The following is a 23,080-nucleotide window of genomic DNA, read 5'->3' as shown; positions in this document are numbered from 1 at the left end:
GCCAAATCAAACAAGGCCACCTCACGATGAGTCACGCGACCACACCATCGATCACTCCCGCCGCATTGCGCGCCGCGCTGGCCGAACGGCGCGAACTTGCCATTCTCGATGTCCGCGAGGAAGGCGTCACCGCACGCCGCCGCCTGTTCTATTCGTCCATCGCGCCGGTTGGACGTCTGGGCCTGCTCGTCGGGCAACTGGTGCCACGCTTTGCCACGCCCATCGTCCTGGTCGATGAAGCGGGCGAATATACGTCGCGCGCGGCGGCCTTGCTGGCAGGCTTCGGGTACACGGACGTGTCGATACTCGCCGGTGGCGTGAGCGGCTGGGAAGCGGCCGGATTCGAAGTGTTCAGCGGCACTAACGTGCCTGGCAAGGCGTTCGGCGAGGTGATCGAGCATCGGCTGAAAACGCCGAACATCGATGCATTGACGCTCAAGCGCTTGCAGGACGCGGGCGAAGATCTCGTTGTGCTCGACAGCCGTCCGTTCCCCGAATTCAAGACGATGAACATTCCGGGCGGCGTCGAATGTGCGGGCGCTGAACTGGTCTATCGCGCGCTCGCGGCGGCGCCGTCGCCCGAGACGCTGATCGTGGTGAATTGCGCCGGGCGCACGCGCAGCATTCTGGGCGCGCAATCGCTCGTGAATGCAGGCATTCCGAATCCGGTCGCCGCGCTCTCCGGGGGATCGATGTCGTGGCTGTTGTCAGGCCTCGACCTTGAACACGGCCAGATTCGCACGGCGCCTCGCGCCGAGGGCGCTGCGCTCGAACAGGCGCGCACGCTGGCCAAGCGCGCCGCTGTGCGAGCTGGCGTGGTCGAGATCGATCGCGCCACGCTGACGCGCTTCGAAGCCGAAGCGAGCGTGCAGACGCTGTACCGGTTCGATGTCCGCGATCCGCTGGAGTACGTTGCGGGTCATCGCGCGGGCTGGCGTTCGGCACCTGGCGGCCAGCTCGTTCAGGCCACCGATGAATACGTCGGCACGCTCCACGCCCGCGTCGTTCTCGCCGACGACGACGGCGTGCGCGCACGCATGACGGCGTCGTGGCTCGTGCAACTGGGCTATCTCAACGTGTTCGTGCTGGCCGCAGACGACGCGCACCGGGCGCTCGAAACCGGCCCCGAGCCGGTGCCGATATTCGGTACGCCTGAGCGTACGCGCTGGATCAACGCCGACCAGCTTGCGCTCGCACTAGAGGCAGGCGGCGCGCAGGTCGTGGACGTGGACAGCAGCCTCGCGTTTCGCACCGCGCATATTGCCGGGGCGCGCTTCGTGGCGGCGAGCGCGCTGGAAGATTGGCTGGACCGGCTCGGCCCACGGGACGACCCGTCGCGACAGCTTGTCCTCACGTCCTCCGACGGCGTCCTCGCCGGGCTGCTCGCCAGCCAGTTGCGCGGGCGTATCGACGGTGTGGCGGCGCTCCTTGGCGGCACGCAGCGCTGGCTGTCGCTCGGTCTGCCGCACACCGCCGGCGACGAAGGCAACCTCACCGGCGACGACGACGCGTGGTACAGCCCGTATCACCACGCCCCTGACCAGGCGGCGAAGCAGATGCAGATTTATCTCGCGTGGGAGTTGCAACTGGTCGGGCAGCTCGAACGCGATGGCATTGCGTCGATCGACGTGATCGATTTCGACACGCCAACGCACGCTCGCAGCGAACAGCGCCTCGCGGCGCTGCAAGGCTCGCCCAACCTCTTGTAAAGCGATAAACCCATGCGTGCGCCACGAACCTTGCATCTGAACACCAACATCACCGGCACGGGCCGTCATCCGGCCGGCTGGCGTACGCTCGACAACGCGAAGTCGATCATCGATCTCCAATTTTTCACCGAGATCGCGCAGACCGCGGAGCGTGGCAAGCTCGACGCCGTGTTTCTCTCCGATGCCGTTGCGTTAAGCGGCCACGCGCACGGACCGGCCCAGTCGCTCGAACCCACCGTGCTCCTCACCGCGCTCGCGGGTGTTACGCGACACGTCGGCCTGATCGGCACGGCATCGACTACTTTCAACGATCCATACAACCTCGCGCGGCGTTTTGCGTCGGTGGATCATTTGAGCGCAGGCCGGGTTGCCTGGAACGCCGTGACGACCTACGACCCGAACGCGGCAGCTAACTTCAGCATGTCGGGCGCTCCGGATAAAGCGGCGCGTTATGCGCGTGCCGAGGAATTTGTCGATGTCGTGCTGAAGCTGTGGGATAGCTGGGAAGACGACGCGCTGATCGTCGACCGCGCGAGCGGACGCTACGCCGATCCGGCTCGCGTGCATGCGATCGAACACGCCGGCCATCACTTCCAGGTGCGCGGGCCGCTCAATCTTCCGCGCAGTCCACAAGGACGGCCGGTGCTCGTGCAGGCCGGCGGATCGGAGGCGGGCGTCGCGCTCGCCGCTCGTTACGCCGATGCGGTCTTTACCGCGCAGACCACGTTCGAGGGTGCGCAGGAATTTTATGGCGACATCAAGGCGCGCGCCGTGGCGCACGGACGTCATGCCGATCATCTGCTCGTGCTGCCGGGGCTGTATCCCGTCATTGGCGGGACGCTGGCCGAAGCGCGCCAGCGCAAGGCCGACATGGACTCGCTGCTTGATCGCCGCGCCGAACTCGCCAAGTTCGCGCGTGCGCTGGGTATCGACGTTGACGATCTGCAACTGGACGCACCGTTGCCCTACGCATTAATCGACAAAGGCAACCGCGCCGATGTCTCCAACGGATTCATCCGTGCGACCGTCCTGCTTGCACGCAGCGACAACCTGACGGTGCGCGATTTGCTGGACCGCAATCCCGGCGCACATCGGATGATCGTGGGCACGCCCGAGACGATCGCGGACGATATTGAACGCTGGTTCACCGGTCGTGCCGCCGATGGCTTCAACCTCAACGCGGACGTGTTCCCTTCAGGGCTCGCGGCGTTCGTCGATCACGTGGTGCCGCTATTGCAGCGCAAGGGCATCTTCCGCCGCGATTACGAAGGCACCACCTTGCGCGAACACTACGGGCTTGCGCGTCCGCCAAGCCGCTATGCCGATCTCGATGCACGCTTGATCGAGCACACGCCTGGAGCGCTTTCGTGAACGCTATTGAGCGCCATTCCTTGTCTTCGTATCGGTCACTCAATTCATTTATTTCATTTCAAAGGTGCTTATGTCTAGCAGAGAATCCACTTTGAAGGCGACTGCCGCATCGGATCTTGCTCCACCGGCGTTGGCGCCGGCGCCGCGTCGCGTGATATTGCGCGAGCCGCTCTTGCGGGCCGTCGTGCCGGTGCTGCTGATTGTCGTATGGCAACTTGTTTCGTCCCTGGGACTGGCCAGCGAGTTCGTGCTGCCTGCGCCCGCGTCGGTGCTCGCGGCTTATCGCGAGCTGTGGCAGTCCGGCGATCTCCAGGATGCGCTGAGGATATCGCTGGCGCGTGCTGCCGTGGGTTTGCTGATCGGTGGCGGTGCGGGCTTGCTGCTCGGCGTGGCGGCGGGTCTGAGCAAGTCCGCCGAGCGCGGCTTCGATACCGTCCTGCAGATGGTGCGGACTATTCCATTCATCGCGCTCGTGCCTATTTTCGTGGTGTGGTTCGGCATTGGCGAAGTGTCCAAGATCGCGCTGATCGTGGGCGCGGCCATCTCGCCGATGTATCTCAGCACTTATCACGCCATACGCGGCATCGACCCGAAGTTGCTGGAACTCGGGCGCACGTTTCGCCTGTCGCGCGCGCATCAGATCCGGCTCATCATCCTGCCGACGGCGTTACCCGGCATTCTCGTGGGCGTGCGCTATTCGGCAGCCATTGCGCTGCTGGCGCTGGTCGCGGCCGAACAGATCAACGCGAACGCGGGCATTGGCTACATCCTGAATAACGCGAATCAATTTCAGCGCACGGACATCATCATCGCGGGCATTCTGGTCTATGCGGTTCTCGGGATCGGCGTGGATGCGTTGCTGCGTTTCATTGAACGCAAGGTTCTGGTCTGGAGGGCGGCTCATGTCTGAACTCGCTTATCAAACGGAACATGAGGCCGCGCCGGTCGTTGCAAGGCTGTCCGGCGTGCGGAAGCGCTATGGTGAGAACACGGTGCTCGATAACGTCGATATCACCGTTCGAAAAGGGGAGGTGGTCGCGCTGGTCGGGCCGTCGGGTACGGGCAAGACCACGGTGCTGCGCCTGCTCGCCGGGCTCGAATCGGCGTCGGGCGGACGGACGGAAGTGACCGGCAACACGTCGGTCGTATTTCAGGAGCCGCGTTTGATTCAGGCGCTGCGCGTATGGAAGAACGTCCTTCTCGACGATTCCCTCAAACCCGATGCGCGCGAACGCGCGCTCACCGCGCTGCAGGACGTCGGCCTCGAAGACAAACTGGAAAGCTGGCCCGTGAGTCTTTCGGGCGGACAGGCACAGCGCGTGGCGGTTGCGCGGGCGCTGTATCGCCGTCCCGATCTCATGCTGCTTGACGAACCGTTCAGCGCGCTCGACGCGTTCACCCGCCGCAGCATCCAGAGCCTCGTGTTGAAGTTATGGGCGAAATACCGCTTCGGCGTTGTGATCGTCACGCACGATCTCGATGAGGCACTGCTGCTTGCGGACCGCATCGTGATCTTGTCGAAAGGACGGATCTGTCACGAGACGCACGTCGATCTGGCGCGCGAGCGCGACGTGACATCGCCAGAGTTCAATTCACTTAAACGCGACCTGCTCAGACAGTTTTCGCTCAGTCTCTCCTGACGTTTTTCAATCGACTTCTCCATCGCTCATTTTCCATAGCTCATTTTCCACAGCTCAACCAAGGTATTTATGTCGCTGATGAAATCTTTGCTCGCCGGCTTGGCGGGTCTCTTCGCCGTTACCGCGTTGACGCTTTCCGGCACGGCCGGTGCCCAGAATGCGCCGGACCTGAAAAGCACCAAGCTCGTGATTGCGTATCAAGACCCGGCATTCCCCGCGATGATCCGCAAGTCCGGCGTGGTCAACGGGACGCCATACCAGATCGAATGGGTACTGCTGACTGGGCCCGCCGCCAATCTGTCCGCGCTGTATGCAAACCGCATCGACCTGGGGCATATGGGCGACACGTCGCTCACGATCGAACAGGCCAACGCGCGCACCGATTGGACGAAGGATTCGACGCCGCTGCATATTGTCGCCGCGTGGCGCAACGCCTATTCGAAGGATTATCCGCCGGTTATCACGGCGGTTCGTTCGAGCGCGAACATCAAGAACGTGCAGGAGATCAAAGGCCACAAGGTCGGCTACAACTATGGCGGCTACAACCATTCGCAATACCTCGCGACGCTGGTCAAGGCAGGCGTGACGGAAAAGGACATTGATGCCATCAAGTTTGCCGATGGCGCGACGTCCGCGGCAGGCTTCAATGCGGGCGAACTCGACGTGTACGCAGGCGCGCTCGGTCCCATACTGCCGACCATCAAATCGGGCGCGGGCACTATTCTGCTGCGCGATCGCGACACGCAGATTCCGGCGCTCAACGTATGGACCACGACGACCGCGGTGCTGAAGGACCCGGCGAAGACGGCTGCGCTCCAGGATTTTTTCTCGCGTCTTTCAGGTTATTGGGCGTGGCATGACGCGCACCGCGACGAGGTGATCGGCATTCTGAAGGACACGCTGAAAATCTCCGACGAGCGCGCGGCGTTCGAATATGAAGTGCGCAGTGGCAGCTTCGTCAAGTTCGACAAAGGTCTGATCGACCAAGAGCAGAAGATCGCCGACATCTTGTACGACGGCCACGCAATCAAGAAGAAGGTCAAGGTCGATGTCGAATATGATCCGCAATTCAACGCCGCGCAGAAAGCGGTCTGGCCGATCAAGGCCAAGGATTGATTGTTTAAGAAAGGCGTCTTGTCGCTCACGCATGGCGCAATCTTCGTTCGACGCGATTCCGTCAATCCAGATGCCATGTCCAGCGTGGAATAGAGCGGTCAAATCAATACGAGCAATCGCACTTTAAATGACAAAAATTCGGGGGGCGGTTGCAAATTTGGGGAGCGGTTATTAAAGCGGTAACGTTCAAGAGGTTCTGTCGCGATAAGACAGCCCGCTACGATTTACGCCGATAAACAAAGCCAATACCCGTTGGGACAGACCCTTACGCTGGCCTTAGCGCGTGTGTTTAAGCGCCTTCACTATTCGTTTGACGAGATGCTGAGAAAAGGCGACGCGCATCTCTCGTTTTGCTGCGAGGCAGGCCCATGCGGATATGGAATCCATCGGCAGTTCAGTGACCTCGGCTGGGGTTGCCAGGTTGTTGCACCGTCTCTGATTCCAAGGAAAGCAGGCGAGCGGGTTAAGACTGACCGACGCGATAGTCTTATGCTGGCGCGCTTGCATCGAGCCGGAGAACTGACTGCGGTGTGGGTCCCCGACGATGCGCAGGAAGGGCTGCGCGACTTAACCCGAGCGCGCGAAGACATGAAGCATCTTCAGAGTCAGGCCAAGCAACGTTTGTGTGCCTATCTGCTTCGATATGGCAAATGCTACAGCGGAAAGAGCAACTGGACTCAGGCATATTATCGGTGGCTGGAAGAGCAACAATTCAGGCAACCAGTTCAGCAGATCGTATTTCGGGAATACGTTGACACCGTCAAGGCGCTCAGTAAGCGCGTCGATGGACTGGACACGCAACTCGAAAGCGCGGCGAGTGAATCGGTGTTCTGGCCGGTGATCGAAGGCTTGATGGCGCTGCGCGGCGTCAACCTGTTGACTGCGACGACGGTGGTCGCCGAGATTGGTGATCTGAAGCGCTTCGCCAGTGCTCCGCAATTGATGGCGTCCTTGGGTCTGGTGCCCAGCGAGCACTCCAGCGGAGCCACCAAATCGCGCGGCGCGATCACCAAGACCGGCAATGCTCACGTGCGTAGAGTGCTGGTGGAAGCGTCCTGGACCTATCGCCATCCGGCCAGAAAAACCGCCCATCTGCAACGCCGTGCAGAGCGAACCTCCGAAGCGGTGCAGGACATTGCTTGGAGGGCACAGAAACGCTTGTGTGCGCGTTATCGATTGATGGAGGGCAAAGGGAAGATCGTCGGCAAGACCCCGCCGTCTGCGGCCCAGAAATTTTACTCGCTTGTGTCATAAGCAGTACTCCTCATCTCGATAATTGTCGTTTCCTCCCGCTTACAGCAACAGAACCGGACGGAACACGATGGAGGCACCCGGTCAGATCGCGGCGCTTGCCGGCTGCGGACCTTCCTGTGCACTTATCGCCCTGGCATCGCGCTCCCTGAGGATCCGGAGGGCGACATCCGCCGCAGCACGAACGTGCGCACGGCACGCCGCACCAGTGGCCGCGGCATCCCTTTCTTCGATGGCGTCCATAATCCGGCCGATTTCCTTGACAGTCTGCGGCAGCCGACTTTCGCTGGACAAGGAAGTGGCCCGCAACTGGGCGTTGCGGATCAGCAGTCGTTCCAGCATCTGGGTGGCCAGGGCGTTGCGGCTTCCGCGTGTCAGGATTTCATAGAAGCGGCGCTTCACATCGAGCAGTCCATCGCGCGACTTCATCGACCGGATACCGCGCAACTCCTTGTACACCGCGCGCAGTTCGGCACGCTCCGCATCGGTTGCGCGCACGGCGAATCCTTCGCCTGCCAGCGCCTCCAGCGCCGCGCGTACCTCATAGATATCCGTCGCTTCCTCGACAGACAGCATCGCGACAAACGGCCCGCGGTTCGCGTGAACCGTCACCAAGCCCTCCGCTTCCAGCAACCTGACTGCCTCGCGCACGACGCTACGACTCGTGCCAAACGTCTCGCACAACATTCTGTCCGGCAAGTGATCTCCCGGCAAAAAGCGGCCTGAGACGATCGCGGCGCGCAGGCCATCCTCCACTTGTTTCCGCACGGGCTGCGGCACGACCTTCAGAGAACTGCTCATTCTTCGTCCAAACGTATGTGGGGGTTTCGCCATTGTACATCCACCTTTCAGGCGAAATAGCGGATTGACGGACAATCTGCTATGTGCCATATTGCCGGACAATCTGGCGATCTGATGATGCTGGACGGGCCAACGAAATATAACGACGAGATATGAGACATGAACGACATCAGTCAGCGCATGGATCGGCTGCCGATCACAAGCTTCCACCGGGTGGCAATCTTCGCCTTGTGCTTCGCTTACTTCTTCGAACTTGCCGATCTGAACACGTTCGCCTATGCAGCGCCTGCGATCATTGGAGCGTGGCATATCCCGGTGAGTGATGTCGCGTTGATCACGGCGACCAGTTTCGGCGGCATGTTCATCGGCGGCACCGGCGGTGGTGTCCTTGCGCACCGCCTTGGCCGCAAGCCCGCATTCATACTGAGTATTGCGATCTATACGATCTTCTCGCTTCTCAATGCGTTGTCGTGGAACGTGATGTCGCTTGCCGTGTTCCGATTCCTCACGGGAATCGGGCTTTCAGGAATGACGGTCATCGCCAACGTCTACATCAGCGAGTTCTTTCCGGCGCGCTTGCGCGGGAAGTACATGAGTCTGATCTTTACACTCGGCTTGATCGGTATTCCGGCCACAGCCTGGGTTGCGAGGTTCCTGATTCCGGTTGCCCCCTGGGGCTGGCGCCTGATCTTCGTATGGGGCAGCTTCGGGTTGCTCGCCATCCCCTTCGCGCTCAGGTTGATGGAATCGCCACGCTGGTTGCTCGGGCAGGGACGAGTGGACGAAGCGATGCGCTCGCTCGAGAAACTTGAACGGGCAGCAGGCATGGAACCGCCTGGCGCGGTCGCACCTTTGACGATGACGCCCGAGCCCAAGTTTTCCTACGGACAGTTGTTCGATCCCGAGTACCGTCGCAGGACAGTCGGGCTGTCGCTGGCGTGGATTTTCCAGACACTCGGCTTCTATGGCTTCGTCTCCTGGGTGCCCACGTTGCTGGTGCAACACGGATTCACGATTACCAAGTCGCTCGAGTACTCCAGCCTGATCGCCATTTGCAATCCGCTCGGCGCCTGGCTCGGCACCTTCCTGATCGAGCGGTTCGAACGCAAGTGGATCGTCGCTGTCGATGCCGTCGTTATTGCGATTGCCGGTGTGGCTTACGGTCTCGCCCCTTCGGCCGGTTTTATCGTCGTCTTCGGCGCGCTGGTCATCATCACCATCCAGTTGATGAATGCGACGCTTTACATCTACACGCCCGAGTCCTATCCCACGCATTTGCGCTCCGCGGGCGCGGGTCTTTGCTACGGGCTTGGCCGGCTGACCAATGTCATCGGCCCTTTCATTATCAGCTTCCTATACGTGAGCGTCGGCTATATGAGCGTCTTTGCCTATATATCCGCGTGCTGGCTGGTCGTTGCCGCAATTGTTGCCGCGATTGGTCCCCGTACCACCGGCCGTTCTCTGGAACAGGTCGATACCTCCAACCCAACCGATGAAACAAGGAATCCAAACTATGTCCGATGATAGCGCGCTCTTCGATAAAGGTATGCCCATTCGCCGTGCCGTGCTGGGCGCCGAGTATGTCGACGCGTCGATGCAAAGAGCCGACCCCTTCATGATGTCCTTTCAGCGTGCTACGACGGCCTGGGCCTGGGGATGGGCATGGGGCGACGACACGCTCGACCGCAAGACCCGCAGCCTGATGAATCTTGCCATGCTCACCATCTCGGGCCATACGGACGAATTGAAGCTGCACGTGAAAGGCGCGTTGAACAACGGCGTCAGCGTCGAAGAGATCAAGGCGGCCTTGCTGCACGCTACCGCCTATGCAGGCATCCCTTCAGGCCTGGGCGCATTCAAGGCGGCACATGAGGTACTTGTCAAGGAAGGAGCGTTGTAATGAGCAGCGATACGTTTAAGAAGATTGCCTTCCTGGGCATCGGCAACATGGGCTGGCCGATGGCCGCCCGTCTGGTTGCCGCGGGCTTTCGCGTCTCGGTGTATGACGTCACGCCCGAGCGCGCGACCCGCTTTGCCGCCGATGTCGGCGGCGAGGCAGCGCAGACTCTGGAGCAGGCGGCCGACTCCGCCGATGCCGTCATCACCATGCTGCCGACCAGCAAGCATGTGGTGGACGTGGTGACGCCGGTTCGTGCGGTGCTGGCGAGTCACGCGCTTCTGATCGACATGACATCCGGCATTCCCAGCATGACGCAAGCTTTGGCCGCAAGTCTGGAAAGCGATGGGATCATGATGATCGATGCGCCGGTGTCCGGCGGTGTGTCGCGCGCGAAGACGGGCGAGCTGGCAATCATGACCGGCGGATCGGCGGACGCGCTCCAGCGAGCCATGCCCTTGCTGCGCGCGATGGGAACGACCATCACCGAAGTCGGTGCCATCGGGGCGGGACAGGCGATGAAAGCGCTGAACAACCTCGTATCGGCAGGAGGATTTCTGATTGGCGTGGAGGCGCTCATCATCGGCAGTCAGTTCGGGTTGGACGCGGGAAAGATGGTCGACGTCCTGAATGCGTCGACGGGGATGAACAACAGCACACAGAAGAAATTCCGGCAATTCGTGCTCTCCCGCGCGTTCAATAGCAATTTCGGACTCGACCTCATGGCCAAGGATCTTGGCATTGCACTCGAAGTGGCTCATGACGGAGGCGTCGCGGCGCCATTTTCCGCCTTGTGCCGTGAGTTGTGGGCGGGCGCGGCGAAAAACCTTGGACAAGGCCGAGACCACACCGAAATGGCAAGGTTCAGCGAGACGATCGCAGGCCTGACGCTGTCCGAACAAGGCTCCAGCTGAGACGCATCGGCCTTCCTGCCTCTCGTGCAGGAAGGCATGTGTTTTGTTGTGCCTGCAGCGACAAGACATGCACCCGCTAACGGGCTCGTCGCTGCGCCGCGCTGGTATCGCTTGCAACACTCGGCGAAACGCAGCGCGGATCAGCTCGACCACGTGCTGTGCTAGTGCAAATACCTAGATGATCATCCAGTCGGATTGTCCTACAATAATATCGAATATTAAAAATCCGGTAAACACGCACCAAACAGACACGGTAAAACGAGACATGAAGATTCGCGCTGCGGTACTCGAACAATCCGGGCTGCCCGGACCCTATGTCGACAGTAAGCCGCTGCGGATCGAGGAAGTCGAACTCGCCCCTCCCGGCCCGGGCGAGGTTCTCGTCCGGATTGCCGCAGCCGGTATCTGCCATTCGGACCTGTCCGTGATCGAAGGCTTGAGACCGCGGCCGCTGCCGATGGTGCTCGGTCACGAGTCCGCGGGCGTCGTCGAGGAAATCGGGCCGCATGTGCATGATCTGGCGAAGGGCGATCACGTGGTCTCGGTGTTCGTGGCGAGTTGCGGCCATTGCCTGCCTTGCGCGGAGGGCCGGCCGGCATTGTGCGAACCGGGCGCGGCGGCGGGCGCGGCCGGAACGCTGCTTGGCGGCGGCCGCCGGCTTTCGCTAGGCGGCGCCGCGGTCAATCACCATTCCGGCATTTCCGGATTCGCGGAATACGCCACCGTATCGCGCCATTCTCTGGTCAAGGTCTCGCCCGACATCGCCCTCGACGAAGCCGCGCTGTTCGGCTGCGCCGTGCTCACGGGCGTGGGTGCCGCGGTGAACTCGGCTCGTATCCAGCTTGGGTCGAGCGTGGCGGTGATCGGCATGGGCGGCGTGGGCCTCGCCGCCATGCTCGGCGCGCTTGCTGCTGGCGCGGAACGCGTGGTCGCCATCGATACCAACGACAGCAAGCTCGAGATAGCCCGCTCGCTCGGTGCAACCGACACCTTCAACGCGAAGCAGGAGGGCGTGGCCGATGCGATCCGCGACGCCACCCGCGGCGGTGTGGATGTGGTGCTGGAGATGGCGGGCGCCGCGAGCGCGCTCGAGCTTGGCTACAAGATCACGCGACGCGGCGGCCAACTGGTCACGGCGGGATTGCCCGCACCGCACGCCATGTTGTCGATTTCTGCCGTGTCGCTGGTGGGCGAAGAGAAGACCGTGCGCGGCAGCTACATGGGCAGCAGCGTGCCTGTGCGCGACCTGCCACGCTACATCGAACTTTATCGGCGGGGCCGGTTGCCCATCGATCGTCTCGTCACGCATCGGCTGCCGCTCGATGACATCAACCTTGGCATGGACCGGTTGCAACAGGGCACCGCCATCCGGCAAATCGTGACGATGTAGGCACCCGCCGCCAGCGTTCAACCCATAAAAAGACGGAGATAACAATGAATTCGACACGCTCGGAAACGGCGCACACGCCTCCTGCCGCTATCGCGCCGGGTGTCGTGCCGGTCACGCAATCGACGATGCGGGTGATCGCCGCCGCATCCATCGGCACGGTGTTCGAGTGGTACGACTTCACGCTGTACGGGTCACTTGCCACGGTGATCGCGAAGAAGTTCTTCGCGGGCGTGGATCCAACCACCGGGTTCATTTTCGCGCTGCTGACCTTTGGCGTCGGCTTCATCATGCGGCCGTTCGGTGCGGTGGTGTTCGGCCGCGTCGGCGACAGGATCGGCCGCAAGAAGACCTTCCTTGTCACCGTCATCATCATGGGCGTAGCGACGGTAGGCGTCGGCTGCCTGCCCGGCTACGATTCCATCGGCATCTTCGCACCGATCCTGCTCATCGCCTTGCGCATGCTGCAGGGAACGGCGCTCGGCGGAGAATACGGCGGCGCCGCGACCTACGTGGCCGAACACTCGCCAAGGAACCGGCGCGGGCTTAACACATCCTGGATCTCGTCGACAGGCACCGTCGGCTTGTTGCTGTCCTTCGCGGTCATCCTGCTCGTGCGCTGGCTGACGGGAGATCACTTCGACGCCTGGGGCTGGCGCATCCCGTTCATTTTCTCGATCGTGCTGCTGCTGATCTCCGTGAGGATACGGCTGAACATGCACGAGTCGCCTGCATTCGAACTGCTCAAGAGCGAGAGCCGCCTGTCGCGCGCGCCGCTTAGTGAAACCTTTCTCGAATGGGCCAACATCAAGCGGCTGCTGGTCGCGCTGTTCGCCATCTGCGGCGGCATGACCTGTGTGTACTACACTGCGGTGCTCTATCCCACCTTCTTCCTTACCCAGACCTTGAAGGTCGATCCGCAGGAAGCCAACATCGTGGTGACGCTCGCCACGCTTACGTGCATTCCCATGTTTCTCGGGGCCGGATGGCTTTGCGACCGGTTCGGGCGCAAGCCGGTATTGTTGATCGGCTTCCTGCTCACCGCAGTGACGCTGTTCCCGATTTTCAAGGCGATGACGCAGTACGCGAACCCGGCGCTTGCAAGCGCGCAGTCGAGCGCACCGATCGTCATCGACGCGGATCCCGCCGAGTGTTCGTTCATGTTCAATCCGGTTGGCTCCCGCCACTTCACGAGTTCCTGCGACATCGCCAAGCAGGCGCTCTCGGCGGCGGGCGTAAGCTACGAGATCCGTTCGGGTGGGACAGGCGAGACCACCGCCATTCATATCGGTGGCTCGAGCGTGCAGTCTTACGATGCGAAGGGCCTGGACAAGGCGCAGGCAGGCGCCAGGGCGGTTGCGTTCAACACCTCGCTCAGGAGCGCGCTCGATGCGGCACGCTATCCGCAGAAGGCGGATCCGGCGTCGTTCAACAAGCCGATGGTGTTCATGCTGCTGGTGGTCTTGCTGGCTTACATGGCGCTCACGCTAGTGCCGACCGCGCCTGCCCTGGTGGAACTGTTTCCCACGCGAATCCGCTATACATCGATGTCTTTTCCGTATCACTTCGCAAGCGGCTGGATTGGCGGACTTCTACCCACGTTCTCGTTTGCGCTGTCGGCACAGAAGGGCAATATCTATTTTGGATTGTGGTATCCGATGGCCTGGATCATCGGGTCATTCGTGGTCGCGCTGTTTTTTCTGCGCGAGACCAAGGATGTCGATCTTAATGCGGAATTTTGAGGGAACGGGCAGGGGGTAACAAGGCTGCCAACCGGTTGCGGGTTTCGAGCCTGATCGGCCGTAGCATGGTTGTGAGAGCCTGCGAGCCATGATAAATGGCGATGATCAGGCGTGAGACGCGAAGAGATGAGTGGTTTTGCGAATGCGTCGGCATGCTGCAAACGAGAGGAACCACGGCGCAATGCGCCGCGAGAAAACACGAGCGTCCGGTGCTCGATCTTAACTGCGGCAGTAGTGCCGCAGATTGATTAGTGTGTAGGCGAGCGCCTTGAACGCATAGTGCACCTGACTAATCCGCTCAAAGCGAAGCAGCAGACGGCGAAACTTGTCCTCCCAGGCGAACACGCGCTCGATCGTGCGAAAGCACTCCTCGAAGATCGCCGCGTCGAAGTGCCGCTTGCAACCCCGCTTGGGTGTTTTACGGCCCCGCCGATTTTCGGGAATATCGGGACGCATGTTCCGGTTGAAGATGGCCCGACGGTTGGCCCGGCAGTCGTAGACGCCGTCCAGGCTCACCGTTGAACCGCGTAGGTTCATGCCGATGGCGCGGGCCATCTCACTTAGTTTGGGCAGCGCATCACGCAGCAAGGGCGATTCATTGCGGTTGCCCGCAGCGGCAATGAATGGCGAGATGATGTTGCAGTCACGATCGCAGCAAGCCACGACCTTGTTGCCCTTGAGATGTTTGTGTCCGCTGTATCCCAGGTTGTCGCCGCCTTTCTTCGCCGGATAGATAGTGTGTAGTGAATCTCGGGGAGGCCTCGGGCGTTCATCTTGATCGCCAGTGCTTCCCACTGGCAGCCGGTGTAAAGCATCTGCAGGACGTAATTGAAGAGGGTGTGCAACGCCAGCGTTGGAGCGGGTCCCCGCCTGCCTCGGCTCAGATGCGGCAAGACAAATTGTTCAAACTGCTCAAGGCTTAATTTCGTTGGAATCGCTTGCCTGCATCGACTTCCAGTCATCCGCCATGTTCGCAAATCTGAACTTTAATCGATCCGAGCGTGCAAAGTGTCTCAACCAGTCCCAACGACGCTCGCAGACAAATTCAGCCCCATCGAAAAACCCGCAACCAGTTGAAAGTAATCGAACACGCGATCAAGCAGGCACGCCGCGGCTATCAACTCGTCCTGCATACGGCCCATACCGCGTTTCATCACGCCTATTGGGAAATCGTGCGTCCGAACTACCCTGATCTTGTCATGAGACCCGTGAAAGGGCGGGGTGCCGGTTCCATATGGGTCGTACTGAAAGGTCGCAACTTTCCAAAGCACGACGTTCAGATCGACCACAAGCTGACAGACGGCATAGTCGGGGTCGTCTCAAGCAAAGGAAATTTACGCACGCCAAGACGCCGAGCGGCCACGAGGCTCGCGGTAGAAATGTTCTTGTTCGATCAGTTCCAGTCAATCGTGAGCGCTCATTGAAATTGCAGAGCGAGTTGCATATTGCACGGTCACTGGTTGCGAATAAGCTGCCGTCATAAGCGTATTGTCAGACGTTCGAATGCCTTGGAAAATACAACGGCATTGATTCGTTGAAAAGGTGCTGCACGGGGTGGCTTCGTCAAAATATTGCCTGATCAAATAAATGATAATAAAAGTATCTGGCTAGATGCGGAAAATCTTGAATAGCCCGTTATTTTTTCAACTCCTAGCGCCTCTCTTCGTTCTTATCCAGTCAGGCCCTTCGGAGCGACCCCGGGCCACTTCTGTATAACGATATAGGCTTAAGGTCCGTCTGCTTCAAGGCATACGGTTTAGTGTAGTTGAAACTTTATAAAATCTACTAAAAATGAAAATTGGATACGCACGGGTGTCAACGGAAGACCAGAGTTTGGATTTGCAGATTGCGGCACTGAACGGGGTAGGATGCGATAAGGTATTCTCGGATCATGGAATTTCCGGGTCCAAATTTGTCCGGCCAGGGCTCGACTCCGCCCTCGCGACATTACGGGAAGGCGATACGCTTGTTGTCTGGCGGCTCGATCGATTAGGGCGGTCTCTTCGCAAGCTGGTGGAGCTTGTTGACCAGTTGGGCAGCGCTGGGATCCAATTTGCATCGCTTACGGAATGCATCAACACAACTTCATCGGGAGGCGTGCTGGTTTTTCATATCATGGCCGCACTGGCCCAGTTTGAACGCGCATTAATTGGGGAAAGGACGCGTGCGGGAATGGCTGCTGCTCGAGCCCGTGGCCGACCGCTTGGTCGTCGACGTTCGTTGACGCCAGATCAGTGCGACGAGGCACTTGAACTCCTGGTATCGCAAAGTACGGCGCTGGTTGCACAGCGGTTCCAAATTCATCCGCGTACGCTGTTGCGCCGAGTGCGCGACAGGGGCGCAATGCCGCAGTAGGATTTTGGGACCATGACCCGCTATTTACGATGGTCAGGTTCACCGGAATGGCTGCTAAGCTACTGACGGAGCGACGCCGAGTTTTCCATAAGACCGATAGGCATGCTGCAGCAGGCGGCTCGAACTTAGGATCCAAAGTGCAAAGGGAGGAGCAACCTCTTGTCAATCTGGGCTCATCGACCGCATTCTTCACTCATCGTCACGAACAAATACCGCTCCTGAAGGTCTATTGTTTCCTCTGCGCATGCTCCGCCTGAGTGCGCATGCTCCGCCTGAGTGTGCATGGTGAATTTGGAATCGCTCTGCGACTCTTGTCAATGGATGTGAATCAAGCATCTGCCTCGCTTCCTCGCATTGCCGGCGCTCAGCGATCTCCGTCTCCCGACATGCCGACCGAGCGCATGCGCAGCATGCATGCCGACCCGGATGCGCTCACCGATCATGTTGTGCTCAACACGGGCGAGTGCGCCCATGACGCGAAAGAAGAGATCGCTTCGTGCACCGAATGTATCGATCGATTCCGAGAGCGACGCGACTCCGATGCCTCTGTGCCTCAATTGATTGACTAGTTCGACGAGTCTCGGTAACGAGCATCCCAGACGGTCAAGTCGGCAAACCATCAGAGCGTCGCCCTTGGAAAGGACTGCGAGCGCAGCGTCGAGACCTTGACGTACAAATTCCCTGCCGACAATGCCGCAATTGGTGAGGAAACCATAATATCTGAAGTTTCTCAATACGGATATTTGTGAGTCGAGCTTCCGGTCATCGAGCGACGCTTGAGCATGCCCAATTTTCATTGATTAAGCGAGTGTGTTTTGACATGGGCACTTCATCGAATGTTCAAGACACCAGGATTTTACCCTCCGAGGCGGTTGGCGGACCCCCCGATTTTGCTTCATGAGTCTATTGCTCTACGAAGCATGCGTTGAAGCGTTCGCGGATGGACGTTGAACTTAGCCGCAACATCGGCAGTTGAGCCATCGGTTAAAAGAAGAACGGCCTCTTCGCATTGCTGGGGCGTCAGCGAGCGTTGCCGACCGATCCTTTGTCCTCGATCGCGGGCCGCCTTCATACCAGCGATGGTGCGCTCGCTGATCAGAGACCGCTCAAACTGCGCGAGGGCGGCCATCATGTGAAACATAAACATCCCACCCGAAGATGTCGTGCTGATCGATTCCGTCAGCGAAACAAAGTGCACTTCGCGCTTGTTCAGGCTCTCCATCAATTCGACCAGCTTGCTCAATGAGCGCCCCAATCGATCGAGACGCCAGACCACGAGGGTATCGTTCTTTCCCAACTTCAGTAATGCCGCGTCCAAACCCGGCCGGGAAAACGTGGTCCCGGAGACGCCGTGATCTTCGTAGAGCGTATCGCATCCCGCGACGGTCAGTGCGGAGATTTGGAGATCAAGGTTTTGCTCTTCTGTCGATACACGTGCGTAGCCGATTTTCATGATTTCGAGGATTGCTAAGATAGAACGATTCAGACTTCGGAAACAAGGCGACAAACAGCGCCAGTCTCATTTCATCAACAGGCATTCACACAATTTTTGACATAAAGGGTCCCTTTCGCCCTTGTCGGTTTGTGTGTTGGCGAGCGCACCAAAGCCCCGGATTTCCGTTAGTTATCTGCAAGTTCAGCAGTTAAAATGGATAGTGACATAAGCGACCCTTTTTGCACCTTCCATTCGACGCGCAATCAGGCGTACCGCGGGCCTTCAGGCCGCTGATTACATCGTTGCCGGGCAGGTCGCTTGCGAACGCTCGTGCGTCCCGGAACACAACTTCGCGCCGATTTGCCGCACGGAGCATTGCGGTGTGTTGCCGAGTCCGATACTTGAATTACTTCAGGCGCGGCGGTACTTCCCGGTCGTCATTTCAAGTAATGGCCACCATGCCCGGGTGGTGGCCGCATGAGCAATCGCCTGTATCTCCTGCCAGCCTTGATCGTGCCCCTGTCCCGCCTCGGGGTGGACTCCGCTGGCGAGCCATCTTGTCCTGATGCGATTTGCATCGTTGCCTCGATCACCAACTTCTCCCAAGTAGAAAATGCCCATGGCTCGGTTATAGCTTCCACCATGCGTAACGTCGTGCATGAGCGAGCGCGCCAGGTGTGCCAAGCGGACGGCGGAATACTGACTATGTGCGGAGCACATCTCCTGTTTGTCTTCGATTCTCCGCCCGGCTCTCACCCATGGGGGGAAATGCATGCGCCTCGAGCAACCGTTCTCCTTGAACGTATCTTTTTTGCCTTGGGCGATAGGCCGGTCGAGACTAGCGAAGGTACTGTTTTCCCGGTGATAGCCGCGAGGGTGGCTCTCTGGAATGACGCCCCTTTCAACATCGCAGCAGTAGGGGTGAACGCAATTGCGGAAGGTCGCAGTGGCCAAGAGTGGCGGGAGCGCTATGTTGCCGATATGAGCGTTGCTGCAACACTCTTCAACGCGATGGACGAAGATCGGCTTGGTTTCGAGTGGGAGCCTGTTCACGATGCCAACGGCGAATCGACAGTCAGATATTTCGAAGCGTTGCTCTGTCAGATAGAAGAAGGCGTTGCCACTCGTGTCGGCGCTATGGTTGCGGCCCTTGAGCGACTTGGGCTCGTGCGAAGGCTGGATCAATGGGTGGTTGAATCAGTGATTGACGCCTTGCGGCTCAATCGGGACATCAGTCTGGGATGCAACGTATCGGCGCAAAGCGCGACGCTCGATGCATGGTGGGCATTTATCGTAAAAACGCTCAGTGAAGAACCGGACATCGCCGCTAGGTTAATTATAGAGATCACGGAGACTACCCCCCTAATGGCGACTACGGAGGTACGGGTCTTCGTGAAATCGCTGCAGTCTTTGGGCTGTCGGGTGGCGCTTGATGACGTTGGTGCCGGCCATAGCAACGTACACGCGCTGGTAGAGCTTGGTGTCGACATCGTCAAGATAGACGCAGTCTATTTGCGACAAGCGGGGCGGGACGTACGCGGGGCCGAGCGCTTCCGACAGTTGGTGGGCTTAGCTAAAACTTGCGCGGCCAGCGTGGTTATCGAGGGTGTCGAAAGCGCGGACGATGCGGAGGTTTCGCGTTCGAGTGGCGCTGACTGGCTCCAAGGGTATCTGTTTTCGAAGTCGGGCCCCCGCATGTAACGCCGTCGATAGTCGTGCAGCGAGATCACAACTCATATGGGGAGGGGATTGACACGAGCCCCATCATTCCATGCGAACGAACCGAGCAGCACCTCGTGAGATGCCGGGAACACCTGGCACGGTACAGCGCGGGGAGCCGTCTCGCGGTTTCGGCGGTGTCGTTTGCGCTAATGACCGTGATTTCGCCTGCGAACGGGAAGCCACTGGGTCAGTTGTCGGCCATCGGCACGGACGTCCCGCGAGCCCTCCGGCCTGATTCACATTCACGAGCAATAGCAGTGGAGAGAACTCGCCCGGACGCGCACTTAGCGTAACAGTGGCGGGCAATGTCAGCGACGCGCCCATTGGCAAAGATGCTGGAGAGGAAGGCAGGTTTCCTTGATGGTGGCCTGTCGATGACCGCCCGATTCGTTGTCTCGAGGAAATACTCGATTGTGCGTTTTTCAAGCACCCTGGACGGTGGAAAGAATCGGAAACAACTCAGCAAGAGTGGAGGCTACTCGTCGCTTCTATGTTGGTTTGAACCAAGGAAAATCGCAGTACCGACTGACGCCCGTCAGCGATACCTATGATCGCAAAGCAGATCAGCAACTTTAATCATGTCATTCATACACGTGCAGTACTTCGACTTTGTCGTCGAGGCATTGAAGATACTATTGTTGACGCTGATTCTGTTGCTGCTCGCGAAACGACAGCTATTGCAGTCAATGTCGCGCGTCGAGGACGCTGCATACGAATTCGGCGTAGGCGGGCGTCCTGAAGGGGTTATCGTGCAGGGACCGCTAGAGTTGCGTGATCTGATCACGTCGTTCAACGAGATGATGCGGCACATGAACGAAGCCAGCGATCACGAGGCCGTAGTGCTGGCGGGCGTCGCGCATGACCTAAAGGCTCCGCTTATACGACTCAAGCAGCGCGCCGCTGTGATTGGCACAGAAAATGATCGAATGGATTTCACCCGCGATATAGATTCGCTCGTGGATATCGTCCATCAGTTTCTCGTTCTCACCGGTCAAAGGGCAGATGCAGGGGCTCCCGTTGCTGTCGAGACTTTCCTGCGCGAACGGTTTTCGATTACCCATAGCGCCGAGGTACCACGGGTCAGGCTTGATCCAAAGGCCGGTCCGCTGTTCACACTCCATCGCACAGTGCTCGATCGGCTGATAACAAATTTGGTCGACAACGCGCTCGAACATGGGGCGCCCCCTATCGATATCTCGACCTCGCGCGACGAAAGGAACTGGATCATCAGCGTCCGGGATCACGGTGCAGGTATCCCGGAGGACCGAATGGCCGCAGCCATGAAGCCATTTGTGCGGCTCGGTGACGCATATGCCGGTAAAGGGCACTATGGTCTGGGGCTCGCGATAGTAGCGCGCCTCGCCCACGATAGCGGCGGGCGCTGCGACGTCCATAATCACCCGGACGGTGGTCTATGCGTGCGCATTTTCTTGCCGGTAGCGCAGCAGTACGCGGAATGCACAGCGGCTGAAGTTTCCAGCGACGTTGACAGTACTATTTGTTTCAGCACGCCTCTTTCATATTGAAAGGCGCGAGAGGGGGCGCCATCCATAAGCAGAGGGGCGGATCGACCTGCGGTCCGCTTGCCATGCCGTTGCCGCGGCGGGCTGAGCGGCTGATGAGCCACATCAATCCAACGTTGTGCTGGGCCTCGCACTCAAAGCGACGACGGAATTGAATATGGATCAGGTGAGCGTAAATGCAGAGCTTATGCCTCATCCCGGGTGGTACGAAGGTCGTCCAGTAAGGGCTGGCCGGACGTCTTCAGATCCAAGGTGCTGAAGAATTTCGCCGAGTTGATGATGCCCCGGTCAAGTACGACAACGAAACTTACCAAGAGTCCTAAAGTTTTTCACCCATTGGTCGTTGACCTAAGTAGTCCCTGCTTAATTGCAGAATATCGGCGCTGCGCACCTCGCGAAAAAAGCGCGCGATTGGCAGCGCGTCAAATAATCATCTAGCGGGAGAGCCGCAATATGTTGAAGAGCCTGTCGATTCGCGCCAGCCTGAGCCTGATAGTTGTCTTTTTCGGGCTCGCTTTAGTGGTAGGGGCCGCGATTGGACTTTTGTCCATGCGCGCTAGTAACGAATCGTTGCAACTGATGTACACCGTCGACACACCTGCAGTGGCAGATCTCGAAGGCACGGCGGGGCAATTGTTGAATGCACGTCTCGCGCTTGCGACCTACGCGTCGCTTGCCGAACTAAACGATCAAGATGGCGCGAAGGCCGTCCTCCAGCGCTTCGATCATTACGTGGAGTTGTCAAATGATCGTTTGTCCCACTTTTTGAGTCAAGCCGGCTCCGGCGACGAGGAACAGCGACTCGTCAAGGACATGCAGGACAAGCGCACGACGTTCCTGCGTGAAGGCCTGGAGCCTGCACTCGCTGCGATCAAGGCTGGCGACAGACCAACCTTCTTGCAGTTACAGGCGCACACGCTGCCCGCGCTTTACAACATGTACGGCAAAGCGATGGGCGCGGTCGAAAAAGTTCAGCTTGATCGCGGTGCGCAACGCTATCAAGAGGCCCAAGACCGCTTCAAGGCTGTCAGCTTTGTAGTCGCCGTTGGGCTCGGGCTTGGACTATTGGCGGGATGGGGAGCCCGCGCGGCGCTGGTGCGTGCCATAGTCGATCCAGTTAACGCCGCCATTGCCCATTTTGACCGTATCGCGGAGGGTGATCTGACCGGCCGGATCGTTACGAAGGGCGACAACGAGATGGGCAAACTAAGTGCCGCGTTGCAAAAGATGCAGGACTCGCTGATTGCGATGGTCGGCACCGTGCGCGATGGTACGGAATCGATAAACGTTGGTGTGATCGAAATTGCCACGGGCAACAGTGATCTGTCACAGCGTACGGAAGAGCAGGCAGCCTCGCTGGAGGAAACGGCGGCTAGCATGGAGCAGTTGACGTCGACGGTGAAGCAGACGGCTGAAAGCGCAAAGCAGGCAAGCCAACTCGCGCAAGGTGCATCGGGACTGGCTGAGCAAGGCGGCAAGCTGACGGAGCAGGTGGTCGGGACAATGCAGAACATCGTTGGCGATTCGCGCAAGATCGCCGAGATCGTAGGGGTGATCGAAGGTATTGCATTCCAGACCAACATTCTGGCATTGAACGCGGCGGTCGAAGCCGCGCGTGCGGGCGAGCAGGGCCGCGGCTTCGCGGTGGTCGCAAGCGAAGTGCGCTCACTCGCCCAACGCAGCGCCGGGGCCGCCAAGGAAATCAAGGGTTTAATCAGCGAGTCGACCGCCCGCGTGGAAGCAGGCTCGGAGTTGGTCGAACGCTCTGGCTCGACCAACTCCGAGATCATCGGGGCAATTGCACGTGTGAGCGCGATCATGAGGGAGATTGCCGATGCTTCTGCCGAGCAGAGCACCGGTATCGAACAGGTCAACCAGGCAGTTAGCCAGATGGACGAGGTGACCCAGCAAAATGCCGCCTTGGTGGAGGAAGCCTCGGCAGCAGCGCAGTCAGTGGCTGAACAAACCCAAGCACTACGTGAAGCTGCGGCTATTTTCAAGGTCGGTGGCTCTGGCTCAACGCCCGCGCCTCTCGTCCCGGCAACGCGTCGGCCGACGGGCAAGACAGTCGTGGTGACGCCCACCAAGGCGCGGCCCACCCTTGCACAGCCATCCAGGTTGGCATCCACGGCAACCGGTTCTCCCGCGCTTGCGACCGCGACTGATTGGCAGACGTTCTAACCGGCATCGAAAATCGAGCCGAATATCCGTTGCCCG

18 protein-coding genes and 1 pseudogene are annotated in these 23,080 nt (G+C 59.5%); 16 read left to right on the top strand and 3 right to left on the bottom strand.

Features of this window, described 5'->3' with window-relative positions:
* The first annotated feature begins 26 nt into the window (after positions 1 to 26).
* From HB376_RS27710 to HB376_RS27685, 6 genes are all read left to right on the top strand, one after another.
* Complete coding sequence (locus HB376_RS27710; protein WP_213766916.1) at positions 27 to 1,709, top strand: rhodanese-like domain-containing protein; 1,683 nt, start codon at positions 27 to 29, stop codon at positions 1,707 to 1,709.
* 12 nt (positions 1,710 to 1,721) lie between these two features.
* On the top strand, positions 1,722 to 3,080 hold the full coding sequence (locus HB376_RS27705; protein WP_213766915.1) for an LLM class flavin-dependent oxidoreductase: 1,359 nt from the start codon (positions 1,722 to 1,724) through the stop codon (positions 3,078 to 3,080).
* Positions 3,081 to 3,150: 70 nt separating this feature from the next.
* Entirely contained in the window at positions 3,151 to 3,990 is an 840-nt protein-coding gene (locus HB376_RS27700) for an ABC transporter permease (protein ID WP_213766914.1), read from the top strand.
* Positions 3,983 to 4,720: an ABC transporter ATP-binding protein gene (locus HB376_RS27695; protein ID WP_213766913.1), complete on the top strand. Its 738-nt coding sequence runs from the start codon at positions 3,983 to 3,985 to the stop codon at positions 4,718 to 4,720. Before HB376_RS27700 ends, HB376_RS27695 begins: the two co-directional genes overlap by 8 nt.
* 78 nt (positions 4,721 to 4,798) lie before the next feature.
* Positions 4,799 to 5,836 (top strand): ABC transporter substrate-binding protein, encoded by a 1,038-nt coding sequence (locus HB376_RS27690; RefSeq protein ID WP_255631598.1) that lies wholly within the window; start codon positions 4,799 to 4,801, stop codon positions 5,834 to 5,836.
* A 318-nt stretch (positions 5,837 to 6,154) separates the two neighbouring features.
* The gene (locus HB376_RS27685; RefSeq protein ID WP_255631604.1) at positions 6,155 to 7,090 is read left to right on the top strand and encodes an IS110 family transposase; all 936 of its coding nucleotides are present in this window, start codon (positions 6,155 to 6,157) and stop codon (positions 7,088 to 7,090) included.
* Between the two features lie 81 nt (positions 7,091 to 7,171).
* Here HB376_RS27685 and HB376_RS27680 read toward each other — a convergent pair whose 3' ends face one another.
* Positions 7,172 to 7,888: a GntR family transcriptional regulator gene (locus HB376_RS27680; protein ID WP_213766910.1), complete on the bottom strand. Its 717-nt coding sequence runs from the start codon at positions 7,886 to 7,888 to the stop codon at positions 7,172 to 7,174.
* 159 nt (positions 7,889 to 8,047) lie between these two features.
* Between HB376_RS27680 and HB376_RS27675 the strand changes: the two genes are divergently transcribed.
* From HB376_RS27675 to HB376_RS27655, 5 genes are all read left to right on the top strand, one after another.
* Positions 8,048 to 9,412, top strand: a complete 1,365-nt coding sequence (locus HB376_RS27675) for an MFS transporter (RefSeq protein ID WP_213766909.1) — start codon at positions 8,048 to 8,050, stop codon at positions 9,410 to 9,412.
* The gene (locus HB376_RS27670) at positions 9,402 to 9,788 is read left to right on the top strand and encodes a carboxymuconolactone decarboxylase family protein (protein ID WP_213766908.1); all 387 of its coding nucleotides are present in this window, start codon (positions 9,402 to 9,404) and stop codon (positions 9,786 to 9,788) included. Before HB376_RS27675 ends, HB376_RS27670 begins: the two co-directional genes overlap by 11 nt.
* Entirely contained in the window at positions 9,788 to 10,699 is a 912-nt protein-coding gene (locus HB376_RS27665) for an NAD(P)-dependent oxidoreductase (RefSeq protein WP_213766907.1), read from the top strand. Before HB376_RS27670 ends, HB376_RS27665 begins: the two co-directional genes overlap by 1 nt.
* Before the next feature lie 265 nt (positions 10,700 to 10,964).
* Positions 10,965 to 12,089 (top strand): zinc-dependent alcohol dehydrogenase family protein, encoded by a 1,125-nt coding sequence (locus tag HB376_RS27660; protein ID WP_213766906.1) that lies wholly within the window; start codon positions 10,965 to 10,967, stop codon positions 12,087 to 12,089.
* Positions 12,090 to 12,214: 125 nt separating this feature from the next.
* Entirely contained in the window at positions 12,215 to 13,828 is a 1,614-nt protein-coding gene (locus HB376_RS27655) for an MFS transporter (RefSeq protein WP_255631603.1), read from the top strand.
* Between the two features lie 219 nt (positions 13,829 to 14,047).
* On the opposite strand, the gene HB376_RS41795 is transcribed toward HB376_RS27655, so the two are convergent.
* A complete protein-coding gene (locus HB376_RS41795; RefSeq protein ID WP_346730596.1) occupies positions 14,048 to 14,623 on the bottom strand; it encodes a transposase in 576 nt (191 codons plus the stop codon).
* A 278-nt stretch (positions 14,624 to 14,901) separates the two neighbouring features.
* On the opposite strand from HB376_RS41795, the gene HB376_RS27645 reads away from it, so the two are divergent.
* Positions 14,902 to 15,252, top strand: coding sequence for a hypothetical protein (locus HB376_RS27645; RefSeq protein ID WP_213766904.1), 351 nt, complete (start codon positions 14,902 to 14,904; stop codon positions 15,250 to 15,252).
* 367 nt (positions 15,253 to 15,619) lie between these two features.
* Positions 15,620 to 16,183 (top strand): recombinase family protein, encoded by a 564-nt coding sequence (locus HB376_RS27640; RefSeq protein WP_213766903.1) that lies wholly within the window; start codon positions 15,620 to 15,622, stop codon positions 16,181 to 16,183.
* A gap of 895 nt (positions 16,184 to 17,078) precedes the next feature.
* Here the strand turns inward: HB376_RS27640 and HB376_RS27630 are convergent.
* Positions 17,079 to 17,636 carry a recombinase family protein gene (locus tag HB376_RS27630; RefSeq protein WP_213766901.1) on the bottom strand — a complete coding sequence of 186 codons (558 nt, stop codon included), beginning with the start codon at positions 17,634 to 17,636 and terminating at the stop codon, positions 17,079 to 17,081.
* Positions 17,637 to 18,095: 459 nt separating this feature from the next.
* Here HB376_RS27630 and HB376_RS27625 point away from each other — a divergent pair, with 459 nt between their 5' ends.
* From HB376_RS27625 to HB376_RS27615, 3 genes and pseudogenes are all read left to right on the top strand, one after another.
* A complete protein-coding gene (locus tag HB376_RS27625) occupies positions 18,096 to 19,319 on the top strand; it encodes an EAL domain-containing protein (protein ID WP_213766900.1) in 1,224 nt (407 codons plus the stop codon).
* Positions 19,320 to 19,948: 629 nt separating this feature from the next.
* Positions 19,949 to 20,866 (top strand): annotated as a pseudogene (locus tag HB376_RS27620) (ATP-binding protein); the annotation flags it as partial.
* Positions 20,867 to 21,316: 450 nt separating this feature from the next.
* Positions 21,317 to 23,044: a methyl-accepting chemotaxis protein gene (locus HB376_RS27615; RefSeq protein WP_213766898.1), complete on the top strand. Its 1,728-nt coding sequence runs from the start codon at positions 21,317 to 21,319 to the stop codon at positions 23,042 to 23,044.
* The last annotated feature ends 36 nt before the right edge of the window (positions 23,045 to 23,080 follow it).

The sequence above is a fragment of the Caballeronia sp. dw_19 genome (genome assembly GCF_018449515.1).
Taxonomy (GTDB): domain Bacteria; phylum Pseudomonadota; class Gammaproteobacteria; order Burkholderiales; family Burkholderiaceae; genus Caballeronia.
The sequence above is the reverse complement of the archived record's forward strand: the minus strand, read 5'-3'. Positions and strand labels throughout refer to the sequence as shown.

Excerpts from the sequence above, each read along its gene's own strand:
- HB376_RS27710 (WP_213766916.1), top strand. The coding sequence starts at position 27 with ATGAGTCACGCGACCACACCATCGATCACTCCCGCCGCATTGCGCGCC.
- HB376_RS27705 (WP_213766915.1), top strand. The coding sequence starts at position 1,722 with ATGCGTGCGCCACGAACCTTGCATCTGAACACCAACATCACCGGCACG.
- HB376_RS27700 (WP_213766914.1), top strand. The coding sequence starts at position 3,151 with ATGTCTAGCAGAGAATCCACTTTGAAGGCGACTGCCGCATCGGATCTT.
- HB376_RS27695 (WP_213766913.1), top strand. The coding sequence starts at position 3,983 with ATGTCTGAACTCGCTTATCAAACGGAACATGAGGCCGCGCCGGTCGTT.
- HB376_RS27690 (WP_255631598.1), top strand. The coding sequence starts at position 4,799 with ATGAAATCTTTGCTCGCCGGCTTGGCGGGTCTCTTCGCCGTTACCGCG.
- HB376_RS27685 (WP_255631604.1), top strand. The coding sequence starts at position 6,155 with ATGCTGAGAAAAGGCGACGCGCATCTCTCGTTTTGCTGCGAGGCAGGC.
- HB376_RS27680 (WP_213766910.1), bottom strand. The coding sequence starts at position 7,888 with ATGAGCAGTTCTCTGAAGGTCGTGCCGCAGCCCGTGCGGAAACAAGTG.
- HB376_RS27675 (WP_213766909.1), top strand. The coding sequence starts at position 8,048 with ATGAACGACATCAGTCAGCGCATGGATCGGCTGCCGATCACAAGCTTC.
- HB376_RS27670 (WP_213766908.1), top strand. The coding sequence starts at position 9,402 with ATGTCCGATGATAGCGCGCTCTTCGATAAAGGTATGCCCATTCGCCGT.
- HB376_RS27665 (WP_213766907.1), top strand. The coding sequence starts at position 9,788 with ATGAGCAGCGATACGTTTAAGAAGATTGCCTTCCTGGGCATCGGCAAC.
- HB376_RS27660 (WP_213766906.1), top strand. The coding sequence starts at position 10,965 with ATGAAGATTCGCGCTGCGGTACTCGAACAATCCGGGCTGCCCGGACCC.
- HB376_RS27655 (WP_255631603.1), top strand. The coding sequence starts at position 12,215 with ATGCGGGTGATCGCCGCCGCATCCATCGGCACGGTGTTCGAGTGGTAC.
- HB376_RS27640 (WP_213766903.1), top strand. The coding sequence starts at position 15,620 with ATGAAAATTGGATACGCACGGGTGTCAACGGAAGACCAGAGTTTGGAT.
- HB376_RS27630 (WP_213766901.1), bottom strand. The coding sequence starts at position 17,636 with ATGAAAATCGGCTACGCACGTGTATCGACAGAAGAGCAAAACCTTGAT.
- HB376_RS27625 (WP_213766900.1), top strand. The coding sequence starts at position 18,096 with ATGAGCAATCGCCTGTATCTCCTGCCAGCCTTGATCGTGCCCCTGTCC.
- HB376_RS27615 (WP_213766898.1), top strand. The coding sequence starts at position 21,317 with ATGTTGAAGAGCCTGTCGATTCGCGCCAGCCTGAGCCTGATAGTTGTC.